The organism is Halorhodospira abdelmalekii (genome assembly GCF_016583625.1).
Classification (GTDB): Bacteria; Pseudomonadota; Gammaproteobacteria; order Nitrococcales; family Halorhodospiraceae; genus Halorhodospira; species Halorhodospira abdelmalekii.
The window spans coordinates 26,841-42,605 of the sequence record NZ_NRRN01000016.1 but is presented as its reverse complement, the minus strand read 5'-3'; the positions used below and the strand labels follow the sequence as shown (position 1 = coordinate 42,605).

The following is a 15,765-nucleotide window of genomic DNA, read 5'->3' as shown; positions in this document are numbered from 1 at the left end:
CGAGCCCTAGCCAGCGTGCGGCAGCAGACCTATACTGGGCGGCGAATCAGCCCCTGGGCGCGTGAGCCCCAAAGATCCGATCTCATGAGACGTCTACTCAAAATAATCCTCTACAGTGTCGTAGCTCTGCTCGGCGCCGGTACCGCTGTCGCTCTAGCGGCCCTTGCCTACGCCGTCTTTGTCCTCGCTCCACAGTTGCCCTCGGCCGAATCGCTGCGCGATATTCGCCTCCAAGAGCCGCTGCGGATCGTGACCGTGGAGGGCGATCTGATTGCCGAGTACGGCGAGCAGCGGCGGCAGCCTAAACCGTTCGAAGAGCTGCCGAGACCACTGATCGAGGCTTTTATTGCGGCAGAAGATCGGCGGTTTTTTGAGCATCCCGGGGTCGATTACCAGGGCATGCTGCGGGCAGTTTGGCACGTGGTGCGCGAGCGTGATTTCGGTCCAGGCGGGTCGACCATCACCATGCAGGTGGCGCGCAACTTCTTCCTTTCGCCCGAGCAGACGATCCTGCGCAAGGCGAACGAGATCTTGCTCGCACTGCAGATCGAACAGGTGCTCGAAAAAGAGGAGATCTTGGCGCTTTACCTGAATAAGATCTATCTTGGCAACCGAGCCTACGGGGTTGCGGCGGCCGCCCAAGCCTACTATGGGAAGTCGCTGGATGAATTGACTTTGGCTGAGACGGCAATGATCGCCGGGCTGCCCAAGGCACCTTCGGCGGCCAATCCCTTGCGCAATCCGCAGCGGGCGCTGCAACGGCGTGGTTATGTGCTTGCCCGTATGCGGGCAGAAGGCTTTATCAGTGAGGCGCAGTTTCGCGAGGCCCTTCACGCCCCGATTACCGCACGACAGTGGGCGCCGCGCACCGTCGTCGAGGCGCGCTACGTCAGCGAGATGGTGCGTCGGACGATGGTCGAGCGCTACGGTGAGCACGAGGCCTATACCGGCGGCTATACCGTCTATACGACTATTGAGGGGCATCGGCAACGAGCGGCGAATGAAGCGCTGCGCACCACCCTCCACGACTATATGCGACGGCACGGCTATCGCGGTCCAGAGGGGCGGGTGGATCCGACACTGCTCGACGATGAGCGGACGCTGGCCGAGGCGCTGCGTGAGCACCCACCGCTGGGCAATAGCGAGGCCGGTGTGGTGCTAGAGATTGTCGACGACCTCGCACGGGTGCGTCTGCGCGATGGGGACGAGGTCGAGGTGCCCTTTTCGACCATGACGTGGGCGCGTGAATATCGTGGCCCGAACCGGCGCGGTCCCGCGCCGCAAGAGGTCGCCGATGTCGTTGCCCCGGGCGATATCATCCGGGTGGAGCGCGCTGATGACGAGGAGGACGGTAGAGAGGCGGCCCTCTCTGCAGTGCCACAGGTCGAAGGTGCGCTGGTCGCCCTCTCCCCGGTTGATGGACGGATTCGCGCCCTGAGCGGTGGTTACGACTATCGGCGCAGCGCCTACAACCGAGCGGTTCAAGCGCAGCGCCAGACCGGTTCGGCGCTTAAACCCTTTATCTACTCGCTAGCGCTGGAGCGAGGGTATACTGCCGCGACCCTGATCAATGACGCCCCGGTGGTCTTTCACGACGATGCTTTAGGCAGTCATTGGCGGCCGGGAAACTACTCGGGTCGGTTTTACGGGCCGACTCGGTTGCGCGAGGCTTTGGTCTTTTCGCGCAATTTGGTCTCCATCCGCGTGTTGCGCGATCTCGGGGTGCGGCCGACGATCGAGTTTTTGGAGCACTTCGGCTTCGACCCCGGGACGTTGTCGGCTGATCTGTCGCTGGCACTCGGCAGCAACAGTGCCAGTCCTCTGGTGATGGCGCGCGCCTTTGCCGTCTTTGCCAACGGTGGCTACCGTATCGAGCCGAATGTGATCGAGCGGGTTGAGGATGTCGAAGGGGCCGTGGTCTTTGCCCCGAGCTTTCCTGAGCCGTGCGAGTTGTGCGACGACGCCGGTAGGCCGCCGGCGCCCGCGCTTGGTGAGCCGCGGTCCAGCGCAATGGGTGAGGTGTCGATTCGTACCGCGGCCCCCGCGGCCCCGCGCGTGATTCCGGCCGATAACGCCTGGTTAATGAGCGATATGCTCGCGGATGTCGTTAAGCGTGGTACGGCGCGCGGGGCGGCACGCCATATTCAGCGCGGTGATCTCGCCGGGAAGACCGGGACGACCAACGATCTGCGTGATGCCTGGTTTGTCGGCTACAGCCCCGATTTGGTCGCGGCGGCTTGGGTCGGTTTTGATGACCAGAGCTCGCTCGGGCGCGGCGAGACGGGCGCCAGTGCGGCGCTGCCGATCTGGTCCCGCTTCATGGCGCAGGCGCTTGAAGGACTCGATGAGCGTCCCTTGCCGCGCCCAGATGGCCTGGTTACGGTGCGGATCGACCCGAGCAGCGGCAAGGTGACCGGTGCTGATCACCCGAACGCGGTCTTCGAGACGTTTCGGCGCGATACGGTGCCGGCGCGCATCGAAGAGGGGCGGGATGCAGGGCGCAGCCGCAGCGCTGAACGCGAACTCTTTTAGCGCTCACCAAGTGCTCGATGGGGTGCTTCAGGAGGGAGGAGCGACTATGGGGCGGCGTAGTGGTGGTGGCAGCCCGCGCGATCAGCGGATGCGGGTGAGCTTGATTCGTGAGGCGGCGCGGCTGATGGCCGAGGAGGGGGTGCGCGACTACTACACCGCTAAGCGCAAGGCAGCGCAGCGCCTCGGGGCTGCCGATACCCACAACCTACCGAAGAATCAAGAGGTGCAGTTGGCACTGCAGGAGTATCAAGCGGTCTTCGGCGGCGCCGAGCATCGCCTCCAGCTGACCGCGCTGCGCCGCCACGCCGTGCAAGCGATGGAACTCTTCGCCCCTTTCCGGCCGCGGCTCGTCGGCCCGGTTTTGCTCGGCACCGCCGATGAGCGTTCGGTAATCCAGCTCCACGTCTTCGCCGACACCCCCGAGTCCGTGCTCTTCTTTCTGATCGATCGTGGGATTCCCTACGAACCCGACGAGCGGCGCGTGCGCTACGGTAAGGATCAGCTGTCACTGCAGCCGGTCTTTCGCTTTATTGCCGGCGAGACCGAAGTCGAGTTGATCGTCTTTAGCGAGGCGGGGCTGCGCGAGGCGCCGCGCAGTGAGATCCATGGCCGCCCAATGGAGCGGGCGACCATCGCCGAGGTTCGGGAGTTGGTCGAGCACGGCTGAGACGCGTCTGCGTTAGCCGTCCTGTCGCTTCTCCAATGGGATATAGTCGCGCTGCGGGGCGCCGGTGTAGAGCTGGCGCGGACGCCCGATGCGTTGCTCCGGGTCAGCGACCATCTCGTTCCACTGCGCTAGCCAGCCCGGGGTGCGCCCGAGGGCGAACATCACGGTGAAGAAGTCGGTAGGGATGCCGAGCGCCCGGTAGATGATCCCGGAGTAGAAGTCGACGTTCGGGTAGAGCTTGCGCTCAATGAAGTAATCGTCCTTCAGGGCGCGCTCTTCCAGCTCCATGGCCAGCTCAAGCTGTGGGTCTTGCGTGATACCGAGATCGTTCAGGACCTCGTGGCACGTCTTGCGGATGATATTGGCGCGCGGGTCGAAGTTCTTATAGACCCGGTGGCCGAATCCCATCAGACGGAACTCGTCGTTTTTATCCTTGGCCTTGTCGATATACTTCGGGACCTGGCTGATATCGCCGATCTCATGCAGCATGTTGAGCACCGCCTCGTTGGCACCGCCGTGGGCCGGTCCCCAGAGCGCGGCACAGCCGCTGGCGATTGCCGCAAAGGGGTTGGTGCCGGTCGAGCTGGCCAATCGCACGGTCGAGGTCGAGGCGTTTTGCTCGTGATCGGCGTGCAGGATCAGGAGCTGATCGAGCGCCCGTTCGTGGATGGGGTTGATCTCGTAGGGCTCAATGGGCCGCGAGAAGAGCATGTTGAGCAGGTTGCTGGTGTAGTAGAGGCGGTTCAGTGGGTAGACGAACGGCTCGCCGGCCATGTGCTTATAGGCCGCTGCAGCGATCGTCGGCATCTTCGCCAGCACCCGGTGGCACGTCAACATGCGGTTTTGCGGATCGTTGATGCGGATCGCGTCGTGGTAGAAGGCCGATAGTGAGGCGACGACGCCGGTCAGCATTGCCATCGGGTGGGCGTTGTAGTGGAAGCCGTCGAAGAAATTCTTCAACGACTCGTTGATCATCGTATGCTCGGTGATTGCGCGGTTGAAGCCCTCAAGCTCGGCTTGCGTCGGCAGCTCGCCGTGCAGCAGGAGGTAGGAGACCTCCAGGAAGGTGCTGCGTTCGGCAAGCTGCTCAATCGGATAGCCGCGATAGAGCAAGATGCCTTGGTCGCCGTCGATGAAGGTGATGTCGCTACGGCAACTTGCCGTCGAGGTAAAGCCGGCGTCGTACGTGAAGTAGCCGAACTCCTTATACAGGTCCTGGATGTCCAGGACCTCCGGGCCGTGGGTGCCGCCCCGGACAGGCATCTCAACGCTCTTGCCCGTGGCGTTGTCGGTAACGGTGACCGTCTTCGCCGTCATCAGTTGCCTCCGCGAGAAACCCCGCCCTTTAGGGAGGGGAGGATAGCGGCCTTGCGGCAGCCGCCGTTAAAGCCGTTAAACAGATGCGGCCCCCCGCCCGCCCGGCCTGTTTCGCCCCTATTTCAGGACTCCGAGCGAGTGATGTGGCTAAGCGCTCGTGCTGCCTCGGGTCATGCCGAAGCGCTTGCGGAAGCGGTCGACCTGGCCGCCCGACTGGACAACGCGCTGCTTGCCGGTAAAGAAGGGGTGGCTGCGGCTCGAGACTTCAATTTTGACCAGCGGGTACTCGTTGCCATCCTCCCAGGTGATGGTCTCCTGCGTCTTGACTGATGAGCGGGTCAGGAAGGAGAAGTCGCTCGAAATGTCCTGGAAGACCACTTCTCGGTACTCGGGATGGATCTCTTTTTTCATGGTTTAGACTCTGGCTCTATGTGTCGATGTGTTGAGTAAATTTTCCAGGGATCGCCTGGGTTTGCCCTTTTTGCGCGCTGCGGCAATGGTGAACCGCGTAACATAGCCGTTGTCCTCGCCGCGGTCAAGATGGCGCGCGCGCGGCGCGCGCGTGTCACCCGCGCTGCGCATCTTGACAGTGCCGCAGCTGCGACATAGATTACGCGGCACGTGTTTGGCTACACGAGGCTTACGTCATGCCGGACGACTATTGCAGTCCGCACTCTGAAGACCGCATACCGCGAATGAGCGCCCGTTCCGACGGGCACCGGCTGACGATGGAGCTGTAACGCTCAAGGCTCCTCCGCTTTGTCCGGTGCCCCGTGCGGGGTGGGCGCCGGCAAAGGGAGAGAAAGAGCCATGAACGTATTCAACACCGAGCATCACGAGCGCGATTTCACCCCGCCGGCCCGTGCCCAGTTTGCCGACCGGCTACCCGCCGCTGCTGCGCGGCGCATCCTGAAGATGGCCCCTAGCGACCGTCCTGCTGCCTTGGAGGCGATGCCGGACGGCGAGAGTTTGGCGACGTTCCTGGAGATGCGGCCTGAGGCGCAGGCGAGCGTCTTGGAGCACATGGACCGTGGGCGTGCCGCCCGCCTGGCCAATCGCTTGCCCTTCAACACCCTGGCGCGCGTGCTCGATCACATGGGTGCGCTGCGGCGTAATGAGGTCGTGCGCGATCTGCGCCCGCTCAAGCGCAGTCGGGTCGAGACCGTGCTAGCGGGTCGGTTGCAGTAGCGCCCGCTGCGGACTTAGCTAATCGGGGCCAATCGGGGCCAATCGGGTGCTGTCCCGGAGCGCTGGCGGCGATCCGGAGCGCTGCAGGGGCAGAGGCCGAGCGAAGGCCCAGGCGAGGGCCGAGGCAGGTCTAGCGCAGGCACCGAAATAGAATCGGGCGGTGGCCGCTGGGCCCCGCCCGATCTTTTTTGGGTTACTATCAGCGGCTGTCGATTGCTAGATCGCTCCGGCTTAACGAGCAGCGATCGTCGCAGCGATCACCAAAGATCACCAGATCACAGCAAGGGAGGTAGTCATGAGCGAACGGATCGAAGCCAGCGGCTTACAGGTCGCGCGTGAGCTCTACGACCTGGTCGCCAACGAGATTGCCCCGGGCACCGGGGTCGATCCAGCGCGCGTCTGGAGCGAGCTGCGCCGCATCGTCGACGATCTCGGGCCGCGCAATCGTGAGTTGCTGGCGCGTCGCGCCGAGCTGCAGCAGCAGATCAACGAGTGGTACCGGCAGCGCCGCGGCGGGGCCTACGACCTGCAAGAGTACCGCGCCTTTCTCGAACAGATCGGCTATCTACAGCCCGAGGGCGAAGATTTTCAAGTCACCACGGCCCACGTCGACCCGGAGATCGCCGAAGTGGCTGGACCGCAGCTGGTGGTGCCGGTCGACAATGCGCGCTTTTCGCTCAATGCCGCCAACGCCCGCTGGGGCAGCCTCTACGATGCGCTCTACGGCACCGACATGATCGCCGATGAGGGGGAGCTGGCGCGGGGTGCTGGCTACAACGCCGCGCGTGGGCGCAAGGTGATGGAGATCGCCGGAGAGGTGCTCGACCAGATTGCGCCGCTCGCTCAGGGCCGCCACGCTCAGGTGACAGCCTACCGGCTCAGCGGCGGGCAGCCGCAGCAGCTGATCGTTGAACTCGCCGATGGCAGCACGACCCATCTGGCCGATGCGCAGTGCTGGGTCGGTTACGCCGGTGAACCGGCGGCGCCGAGTTCAATTCTCTTGCGCCACAACGGCCTGCACGCCGAGATCCAGATCGATCGCAGCGATGCCATCGGCAAAGACCACCCGGCGGGGGTCAAGGACGTGGTGATGGAGGCGGCCGTAACCGCCATCCAGGACTGCGAAGACTCGGTCGCTGCGGTCGATGCCGAAGATAAGGTACGGGTCTATCGCAACTGGCTCGGGCTGATGAAGGGCACGCTCGAGACGCCGGTCGCTAAGGGCAGCGAGTCGTTCATCCGTCGCCTGAATCCCGATCGCACCTTCACCACCCCGCAGGGGCAGTCGCTGACGCTGCCGGGGCGCTCGCTGATGCTGGTGCGCAACGTCGGCCACCTGATGACGACCCCGGCGGTCCTCGATGCCGACGGCAACGAGATCCCCGAGGGGATCCTCGATGGCATGATCACGGTCCTCTGTGCCATCCACGATCTCAAGGGCAACAGCAGTGTACGCAACTCCAAGACCGGCAGCGTCTACATCGTTAAGCCGAAGATGCACGGCCCGGATGAGGTCGCCTTCGCGGTCGAGCTCTTTAAGCGCATTGAGGACGCCTACCAGCTGCCGCGAGCGACGCTGAAGATCGGCATCATGGATGAGGAGCGGCGCACCACGGTCAACCTGAAGGAGTGCATCCGCCAGGCCCAAGACCGGGTCATCTTCATCAACACCGGCTTCCTCGATCGCACCGGCGATGAGATGCACACCGCCATGGAGGCCGGCGCGATGATCCGCAAGGCCGACATGAAGGGGGCGCGCTTCATGACGACCTACGAGGATTGGAACGTCGATGTCGGCCTGGCGTGCGGGCTCAACGGTCACGCCCAGATCGGGAAGGGGATGTGGCCGAAGCCCGATCGCATGCGTGAGATGTTCGATACCAAGGCGGGTCACCCGCAGGCAGGCGCAACCTGTGCCTGGGTGCCGTCGCCGACGGCCGCAGCCCTGCACGCAGTGCACTACCACCAGATTGCGGTCCAGGGGGTGCAGGCCGAGATCGCCGCACAGGGGCGGCGGGCTAAGCTCGACGATATCCTGACGGTGCCGCTGGCACCGAGCACCGACTGGGGCGCCGAGGCGATCCAGCAGGAGCTCGATAACAACTGCCAAGGTATCCTTGGCTATGTGGTGCGCTGGATCGATCAGGGCATCGGCTGCTCGAAGGTCCCTGACATCAACAACATCGGCTTGATGGAAGACCGTGCGACGCTGCGCATCTCCAGTCAACACATCGCCAACTGGCTCTACCACGAGGTCGTTTCGGCGGAGCAAGTGATGGAGACGATGAAGCGCATGGCGGCGGTGGTCGACGAGCAGAACGCCGGCGATCCGAACTACCAGCCGATGGCGCGCGACTTCGATGCCAGTGTGGCCTTCCAGGCGGCGTGTGAGCTGATCTTCGAGGGCCGTAATCAGCCCTCGGGCTACACCGAGCCGATACTCCACCGCCGTCGCCAAGAGGCCAAGCAGGCCCATAGGGCCCAATAGGCCCAGAAGGCCAGGCAAGCTGAGTAAGGCAAGCTAAGTAGGCCAAGACGGCGGCCCGTTGGCCGTCGTCGGCCGCCGCCTCGGCGGTGGTCGCAGAGGGGCCGATGTCCGCATTAGAACCGATCCGCATCCGTGGCGCGCGGCAGCACAACCTGCAGGGGGTCGATCTCGACCTGCCAGCCGGTGAGCTGATCGTCGTCACGGGTGTCTCGGGCTCGGGCAAGTCATCGCTGGTCTTCGATACGGTCTATGCCGAGGGCCAACGCCGCTACGTCGAGACCTTCTCGGCCTACGCCCGACAGTTTCTTGAGCGGATGGATCGGCCGCAGGTCGATCAGCTGACCGGGGTGCCGCCGGCGATCGCTATCGATCAGGTCAATCCGGTGCGGACCTCACGCTCGACGGTCGGCACCATGACCGAGCTGACCGACCATCTCAAACTGCTCTTTGCGCGAGCCGCCCGGCTGCACTGCCACCGCTGTGGGGCGGTGGTCGAGCCGGCGACCCCGGAGCGGATTGCCGACGCCTTGTTTGCGGCCGGTGTTGGCGATGGGCGCGGCGTAGCGATCACCTTCCCAGTCCACGTGCCCGCCGAACTGGCGCCTGAGGCGGTGCGCGAGCTGCTCTCCACCCAGGGCTATACCCGCATCTTCGAGCCGCCGAGCGGCGGTGTCGAAGTGGTGCAGGATCGTCTGCGGCTGGAGCCGCAGCGCCGCCCCCGCTTGCTTGAGGCGCTCGAGACCGCCTTGGTGCAGGGCGGTGGTGAGGTGCGGATCTGGCCGCTCGATGAGCAGCGCGAGCCGTCGGGCTCAGCGCTGCGCTACACCCGTGATCGGCGCTGCGGAGCGTGTGACATCGCCTACTCGCAGCCGCGCCCCGATCTCTTCTCCTCCAACTCACCAGTTGGTGCCTGTCCTCACTGCCGTGGCTTCGGGCGGACGATGGAGATCGATCCCGATCTGGTCGTCCCCGATCCGGCCCGGAGCCTGGAGGATGGGGCGATCCGCCCCTTTCGCAGTGGCCTCTCGGCGGCGTGTCAGGACGACCTGCTGCAGGCGGCCGCAGCGCGCGGCGTCCCGACCGATCGGCCGTGGCACGAGCTCAGTGAGGCGGAGCGCGCTTGGGTCTGGGAGGGCGAGCCGCGGCGGCGCGGCAGCGGGCGCTGGTACGGCGTGCAGGGCTACTTCGCGCAGTTAGAGCGCAAGAGCTATAAGACGCACGTCCGCATGCAGCTGTCGCGCTATCGCGCCTACCGTCCGTGTAAGGTTTGCCGCGGTGCCCGTCTGGTGCCGGCAGCGCTCGATTTTCGCATCGGCACTCGGGCGCTGGCCGATGCCGTCTTGCCCCCGGAGCAGCGCTTTCGCCCCGGGCACGTCGAGCTGGCCGAGGCGGCGTGGCAGCAGCTGCCGGGCTTAACACTGCACGACTTGGCCTGCCTGCCGCTGCACCGCCTGCAGCGCTTCTTCGAGCAGCTGCAGCTGCCGGCGCCCTTCGCTGAGGCGGCGGCCACGCTGCTTGAGGAGATCCGCGCCCGGCTTGGCTATTTGAACGAAGTCGGGCTCGGTTATCTAACGCTCGATCGGCAGTCACGCACCCTCTCCGGCGGTGAAGTGCAGCGCATCAACCTGACCACCGCGCTCGGAACCTCCCTGGTGCAGACCCTCTTCGTCCTCGATGAGCCCTCGGTCGGGCTGCATCCGCGCGATGTCGAGCGGCTGATCGGTATTCTCAGACGGCTGCGCGATGCCGGTAATTCGCTACTGCTCGTTGAGCACGATGCGCAGGTGATGCTGGCGGCCGATCGACTGATCGACATGGGGCTGGGACCGGGCGAGCGTGGCGGCACGGTCCTCTTTAATGGTCCGCCCCAGGCGTTGTCGCAGGCGCGATCGCAGGGTGATGGCGCCTCGGTGACCGCGGCGTACCTGGGTGGCGAGCGTCGCGTTGCCCGCCCGGTGCCGGCGCAGCCTCCCGGCGAGCGCGCGCTGCGACTGAGCGGTGCCCACGCACACAATCTCCAGGCGGTCGATGTCGAGATCCCGCTCAATCGCTTGGTCTGTCTGACTGGCGTCTCCGGCTCCGGGAAGTCGACCTTGGCAGTGACGGTGCTCTACCGGGCGTTGCTGCGCCACTTCGGGCGTGCCACTGAACCCCCGGGGGTGCACGCTGCCCTCGAGGGAATCGCGCAGCTGCGCGATGTCGTGCTGGTCGATCAGGCGCCGATCGGTAAGAGTGCGCGCTCCTGCCCGGTCAGTTACAGCGGCGCCCTGGAGCCCATCCGCAAACGCTTCGCCGCCACGCCGCTGGCCCGTGAGCGCGGCTATGGTCCCGGGACCTTCAGCTTCAACGCCGGCACCGGGCGCTGCCCGACCTGCCAGGGTTCGGGCTTTGAGCACGTCGAGATGCAGTTTCTCGCCGACGTCTACCTGCCGTGTCCGGATTGCGACGGGCGCCGCTTCCGCGCCGAGGTGCTGGAGGTTGTGTTGGAGGGCGGTGATGGGCAGCTGGCCTCGATCCACGATGTGCTGCAGATGACCGTCGATGCGGCGGTCGCCTTCTTCGCCGATCTGCCCGCTGTCGCCGCTCGGCTCGAGCCGCTGCAGGCGGTGGGGCTGGGCTATCTGCGGCTGGGGCAGCCGGTGCCGACCCTCTCCGGCGGTGAGGCGCAGCGGCTGAAGCTCGCCGGCCATTTGGCCGAGTCGTATGGCGCAACGCAAGCCGCCGCCCGCAAGGCAGCGGCGGGGTCGGTGAGATCGGCGGCACCGGTAGGATCGGCAGAGGAGGAAGGCACGCCGATTGCGGCGAATGGTGGAGACGAGCAGGCCAGCGGTGGCACGCTCTTTATCCTTGATGAGCCGACGACCGGGCTGCACTTTGCCGATGTCCAGGTGCTGCTCAATGCCCTGCAGCGGCTGCTCGATGCCGGCAACAGCCTGCTGGTGGTTGAGCACAACCTCGACGTCATCGCCAATGCTGATTGGCTCATTGACCTAGGGCCGGAGGGCGGTGAGCAGGGCGGCAAGGTAGTGGCCACCGGTTCACCGCAGCAGCTCGCCGCCGCAGCGGCGACGGCGACCGGGTGGGCCTTGGCGGCGGCTGAGCGTGGTTTCCAGGGGGCACCGGCGCCTACCACCGTGCCCGATTCGGCGGTGGCCGAGGCGAGGGGGCCATACAGTGCCGTTGCCAGCGATAGTGCCGCCAACAACGCTGCCGCTGCAACTAACGGTGCAGGCACCGCTGCCCCCGTTCCGGCAGCAGCGGATCGACTTGCCGTTGAGGCCGGTGTTGAGTCCGATGCACCCCGCAGTGCTCCTGCCAGTTCTGCCCCCGGCACCGCCCCCGACCGTCCGACCACACCCCCAGTCATCGATATTCGCCAGGCGCGTGAGCACAACCTGCAGGCGATCGATGTCGCCATTCCGCGTCATGCCTTCAGCGTGATCAGCGGAGTCTCAGGCTCCGGGAAGTCGACACTGGCCTTCGACATCGTCTTTGGCGAAGGGCAGCGGCGCTATCTCGAATCGCTCAACGCCTACGCCCGCCAACTGGTGCAGCCGGCCGCTCGCCCCGACGTCGGTGCCATCAGCGGCATTCCGCCGAGTGTGGCGATCGAGCAGCGCGTCAGCCGCGGCGGCTACCTCTCGACGGTGGCGACCGTCACCGAGATCTACCACTACGTACGCCTGCTCTATCTGCGCCTCGGCGTGCAGTACTGCCCGTGCTGTGACGTGCCGATCACCGCTCGCAGCGAGGAGACGATCGCCGCCGAGCTGCTGAGTCAGTGGCGCGGCGAGCGGGTCGAGCTGCTCGCCCCTCTCGTGATCGCTCGTAAGGGCAGCTACAAGGAGCTGGCGAAGTGGGTCGCTACGCGCGGCTATCGCTGGCTGCGGGTCGATGGTCAGCGGCTGCCGAGTGCGCCGTGGACGCCGCTCGATCGTTACCGCGAGCACCACATCGATTTGCCGATCGCCGAGTTGGAGGTGGCGCCGGAGCACGAAGCGGCGCTGCGCTCCGCCATTGAGCGCGCCGTGGCCTACGGCGAAGGGACCGTGCGGGTTGCTGTCGTTGCCGGTGGCAAACAGGCTGGGAGTTCTACTGGCGACCCCGAGGGCAGTGAGGGCGGGGGCACCGAAGGCAGCAAGCCAAGCGACGGCGCAGAGCCGATCAGCCGTGTCGAGCCCGCCGCCCCCCCTGACCCCGCCGAGCCGACCGGGCGTGCCGAGCAGGTCTTCTCGACGCGGCGCGCTTGCCCCGAGTGTGGGCGCGGATTCGCCGAGCCCGACCCGCGCCTCTTCTCGTTTAACTCTTCTCGCGGCTGCTGTCCGCAGTGTCGCGGTTTCGGCGTCCTCCGGACCGATACGACGGAGAGCGCAGAGGCGGCAGAGACCGCAGCAGCGGCGGCGGGGGGAGAAGCGCCGACCTGTCCTGCCTGCAACGGCACCCGGCTAAACGAGCAGGCCAGAGCGGTGCGCCTACACGGGCAGAGTATTACCGAGATCAGCGCCCTATCGGTGCAGGCGGCGCGGGAGTGGGCCGCGACCGCCACTGAACGGCTCAATGCGCGCGAGCAGGCGATCGCTTCCGATCTCTTCGTCGAGATCGAAAGGCGCTTGGCCTTTCTTGAGCAGGTCGGTCTCGGCTATCTGACCCTCGATCGGGCCGCCCCGACCCTCTCCGGAGGTGAGGCGCAGCGCATTCGCTTGGCTGCAAGCTTAGGCACCGGACTCCAGGGGGTCTGCTACGTCCTCGATGAGCCGACGATCGGCCTGCACGCCCGCGATAACGCCAAGCTGCTTGAAACATTGCGCGCCTTGGCTGCGGCGGGCAACACGGTAGTCGTCGTCGAGCACGATGAAGAGACGATTCGGGCCGCCGAGCATGTGATCGATCTTGGCCCCGGGGCTGGGCGCAACGGCGGCCGCGTCGTGGTCGAGGGGTCGGTAGCCACGCTGATGGCGTGCAGCGAGTCGCTGACCGGGCAGCTCTTGCGCGACCCGCCCCGTCCGCCGAGCTCGCCGCGGCGCCCGGTCGCCAGTAAGATGGCCAGCGAAGTCACTAGTGAAACTGCCAATCAATCTGCCGGTAAGACTACAGGGGGGCAGCAGTGGCTGCGGGTGATCGGCGCCGATCGCCACAACCTGCAGGGGATTGATGTCGAGCTGCCGCTGGGACGCCTGATCTGCATCTCCGGGGTCTCCGGCTCGGGCAAATCGACCCTGGTTCGCGAGGTGCTGGAGCCGAGCGTGCGCCAGCGCTTAACGCAACGCCGGGGCTCGGAGCGGGTGTCGGCGGTCGGTTGTCGGCGGATTGCCGGCCTCGACCCGATTGAGCGTCTGCTCGAAGTGGACCAGACCCCCATCGGGCGCACACCCCGCTCCTGTCCGGCGACCTACGTCGGGATCTGGGATGAGATTCGCAAACTCTTTGCTGCGACCGAGCAGGCACGCATGCGCGGCTGGGGGGCGGCGCGCTTTTCCTTCAACGTCGCCGGTGGGCGCTGCGAGGCGTGTTCGGGGCAGGGGGTGCAGCGCATCGAGATGAACTTCCTGCCCGATGTCGAGGTGACGTGCGAGGTCTGCGGCGGGCGGCGGTTCGGCGAGGAGACCCGGCAGGTGCGCTACGCCGGATGCAGCATCGATGAAGTCTTGGCGATGAGCGCCGAGCAGGCGTGTGAGTTCTTCACGGCCCATTCGGCGATCCGCCACCCCCTCGAGCTGTTCTGCAGCGTCGGGCTCGGTTACTTAAGCCTCGGGCAGCCGAGCCCGACCCTCTCCGGGGGCGAGGCACAGCGCTTGAAACTGGTCACCGAGCTGGCCAAAGCACGCCCGGCCCGGAGCGGGCGGACGCAGCGGCTGCGACCAACGCTCTATCTGCTCGATGAGCCGACGGTGGGGCTGCACATGGCCGATGTTCTCCGCCTCACCGAGACGTTGCACACCCTCGTCGCGCAAGGGCATAGCGTGGTGGTCATCGAGCACAATCTCGATGTGATCGCGCAGGCCGACTGGGTGATCGACTTAGGCCCGGAAGGAGGCGAGGCGGGCGGTCGCCTGATCGCCGCTGGTCCTCCGGCGATGATTGCCGCCGCTGGAACACCGACCGGCACCGCCCTGGCAAAGCTTCTGCAAGCGCGCGGAGGATAAGAAAAGGAGCGGGCATAGGACGAAGCCGCGTAGCCAGTCTGCCATTACGGACACCATATTTTGCCGAGATCGCACCCCCGTGTCCGCTGGGGCGGGCCTATCAGGATCTAATTTGGGCCCCGGGGCGGGGTCATCGGTGCTGGTGCGAGGCGGCAAACTCAGCCCTCTCCTTCGCTCGTGTCCGCAGGCGCGTAAATCACCAGGCGTAGCTCGCTGTCATCAACCAAGCGGTATTCCGGGGCACGACCGGACAGCTTTTCGCTGTTGTGGAGGATGATGGACACGCCTTCGCCACGTTTATCCATCATGGTCGATCGGTCTGTTTGCAGGCCCGCTTCATCCGGTACACGACATTTTGCCAACAAGCTGGTAACCGTTTCATTCCGAGCTGCCTGGCGGTACGGAAGGCTATCCACCGTCATGGTGTTGGCGATGGCCCCGGGCGAGTACAGTTCCATGCGGTCTGCGAATACTCGCAATCGGATCTTGGCGTCCTGCATGGCGTAGTCACGATGCGCGACCGCGTTGACGATGGCCTCGAATACGGCCGTCATATCAAATTGGGGAGTATCCTCTCGGCCCACGCTTTTGGACGCGGCGACTCGCATGTTTTTGCTGACAAAATGGCAGGCTGAAAGCACCTGTTGATCCAAAGGTCCGGTGAGATCTGCTGCATCAAGCTGGTAAGCCTGGTTGCCAGCCGGCCGAATCTGAGTGCCCCGGTAGGCCACCGCCTGAATGAACGCATTGGGCAGCCATTGGCGAGGATCATCGGAGGCAAGAAGGATGCCCGCCACTGACGGGCGCAGGATATCGTGATCCATGCTGGCCATGCCGAGCTTTCGTAGCAGATCATCACGGCTATCCCGGGTGCGAGCCGTGGCGAATCGCTTCCAGAGCGCCTCGTTCAGATCATCCAGGGTGGTATTCGGCACCGGCTGCTCATCAAAACGAATGATTCGGGCCTGACTGCGCTGCTGAAACAGTCGTGCGAGGAAGTCCGGCGCCATTTCACGCTTCTCATCACCGACCCGATGCATATAGCCGCCCGGGCTGCGATGCACCCACAAGCTGCGGCCGATTTCCACCTTCAATACAGCCACCTCGTCGCCGGTGGTCGTGGGTAGTAGCATCCGCTCAATAACCGGGGTCAACGGTGGTGTGACCGAGTCCAGGCAGGTCTGCCGGACATAGTCGGTCACAAGATCCAGTTTGCTTCGCGGAACCCCCAGAACCTCCCGTGTTGCATCGTCCACACCCAGCACGCAGACACCCCCTCTGGCATTGGCGAACGCCGCCAACTCATCGGCCAGCGAATCGCGACGGGGTGCACTCACTCTCTTTCCGGCGATTCGAACCTCCTTCAGTTCGAGGAAGGAGTCCTCCCCAAGTTGTATCTTCTTCAAGAGCGTGGCAGCGGTATCGAACAT

The 15,765-nt window shown here is 65.2% G+C and carries 8 protein-coding genes; 5 read left to right on the top strand and 3 right to left on the bottom strand.

The window, feature by feature from the left end; all coding sequences use genetic code 11:
- Positions 1 to 84: 84 nt before the first annotated feature.
- A complete protein-coding gene (locus CKO15_RS05420) occupies positions 85 to 2,532 on the top strand; it encodes a penicillin-binding protein 1A (protein WP_200193298.1) in 2,448 nt (815 codons plus the stop codon).
- On the top strand, positions 2,492 to 3,199 hold the full coding sequence (locus CKO15_RS05415) for a hypothetical protein (RefSeq protein ID WP_338036004.1): 708 nt from the start codon (positions 2,492 to 2,494) through the stop codon (positions 3,197 to 3,199). The genes CKO15_RS05420 and CKO15_RS05415 overlap by 41 nt, the downstream gene beginning before the upstream one ends.
- 12 nt (positions 3,200 to 3,211) lie before the next feature.
- Here the strand turns inward: CKO15_RS05415 and CKO15_RS05410 are convergent, their stop codons facing one another.
- Together CKO15_RS05410 and CKO15_RS05405 are read right to left on the bottom strand one after the other, a co-directional pair.
- Entirely contained in the window at positions 3,212 to 4,516 is a 1,305-nt protein-coding gene (locus CKO15_RS05410; RefSeq protein ID WP_200193296.1) for a citrate synthase, read from the bottom strand.
- A 147-nt stretch (positions 4,517 to 4,663) separates the two neighbouring features.
- Positions 4,664 to 4,927, bottom strand: coding sequence for a type B 50S ribosomal protein L31 (locus CKO15_RS05405; RefSeq protein WP_200193294.1), 264 nt, complete (start codon positions 4,925 to 4,927; stop codon positions 4,664 to 4,666).
- 399 nt (positions 4,928 to 5,326) lie between these two features.
- Between CKO15_RS05405 and CKO15_RS05400 the strand changes: the two genes are divergently transcribed.
- The 3 genes from CKO15_RS05400 to uvrA all read left to right on the top strand — a co-directional run bounded on the left by CKO15_RS05400 (position 5,327) and on the right by uvrA (position 14,335).
- The gene (locus CKO15_RS05400; RefSeq protein WP_200193292.1) at positions 5,327 to 5,704 is read left to right on the top strand and encodes a magnesium transporter MgtE N-terminal domain-containing protein; all 378 of its coding nucleotides are present in this window, start codon (positions 5,327 to 5,329) and stop codon (positions 5,702 to 5,704) included.
- 295 nt (positions 5,705 to 5,999) lie between these two features.
- Positions 6,000 to 8,192 carry a malate synthase G gene (locus CKO15_RS05395; RefSeq protein ID WP_200193290.1) on the top strand — a complete coding sequence of 731 codons (2,193 nt, stop codon included), beginning with the start codon at positions 6,000 to 6,002 and terminating at the stop codon, positions 8,190 to 8,192.
- 104 nt (positions 8,193 to 8,296) lie between these two features.
- On the top strand, positions 8,297 to 14,335 hold the full coding sequence (gene uvrA, locus CKO15_RS14070; RefSeq protein WP_242464591.1) for an excinuclease ABC subunit UvrA: 6,039 nt from the start codon (positions 8,297 to 8,299) through the stop codon (positions 14,333 to 14,335).
- A 158-nt stretch (positions 14,336 to 14,493) separates the two neighbouring features.
- On the opposite strand, the gene CKO15_RS05380 is transcribed toward uvrA, so the two are convergent.
- Entirely contained in the window at positions 14,494 to 15,765 is a 1,272-nt protein-coding gene (locus CKO15_RS05380; protein WP_200193288.1) for an ATP-binding protein, read from the bottom strand.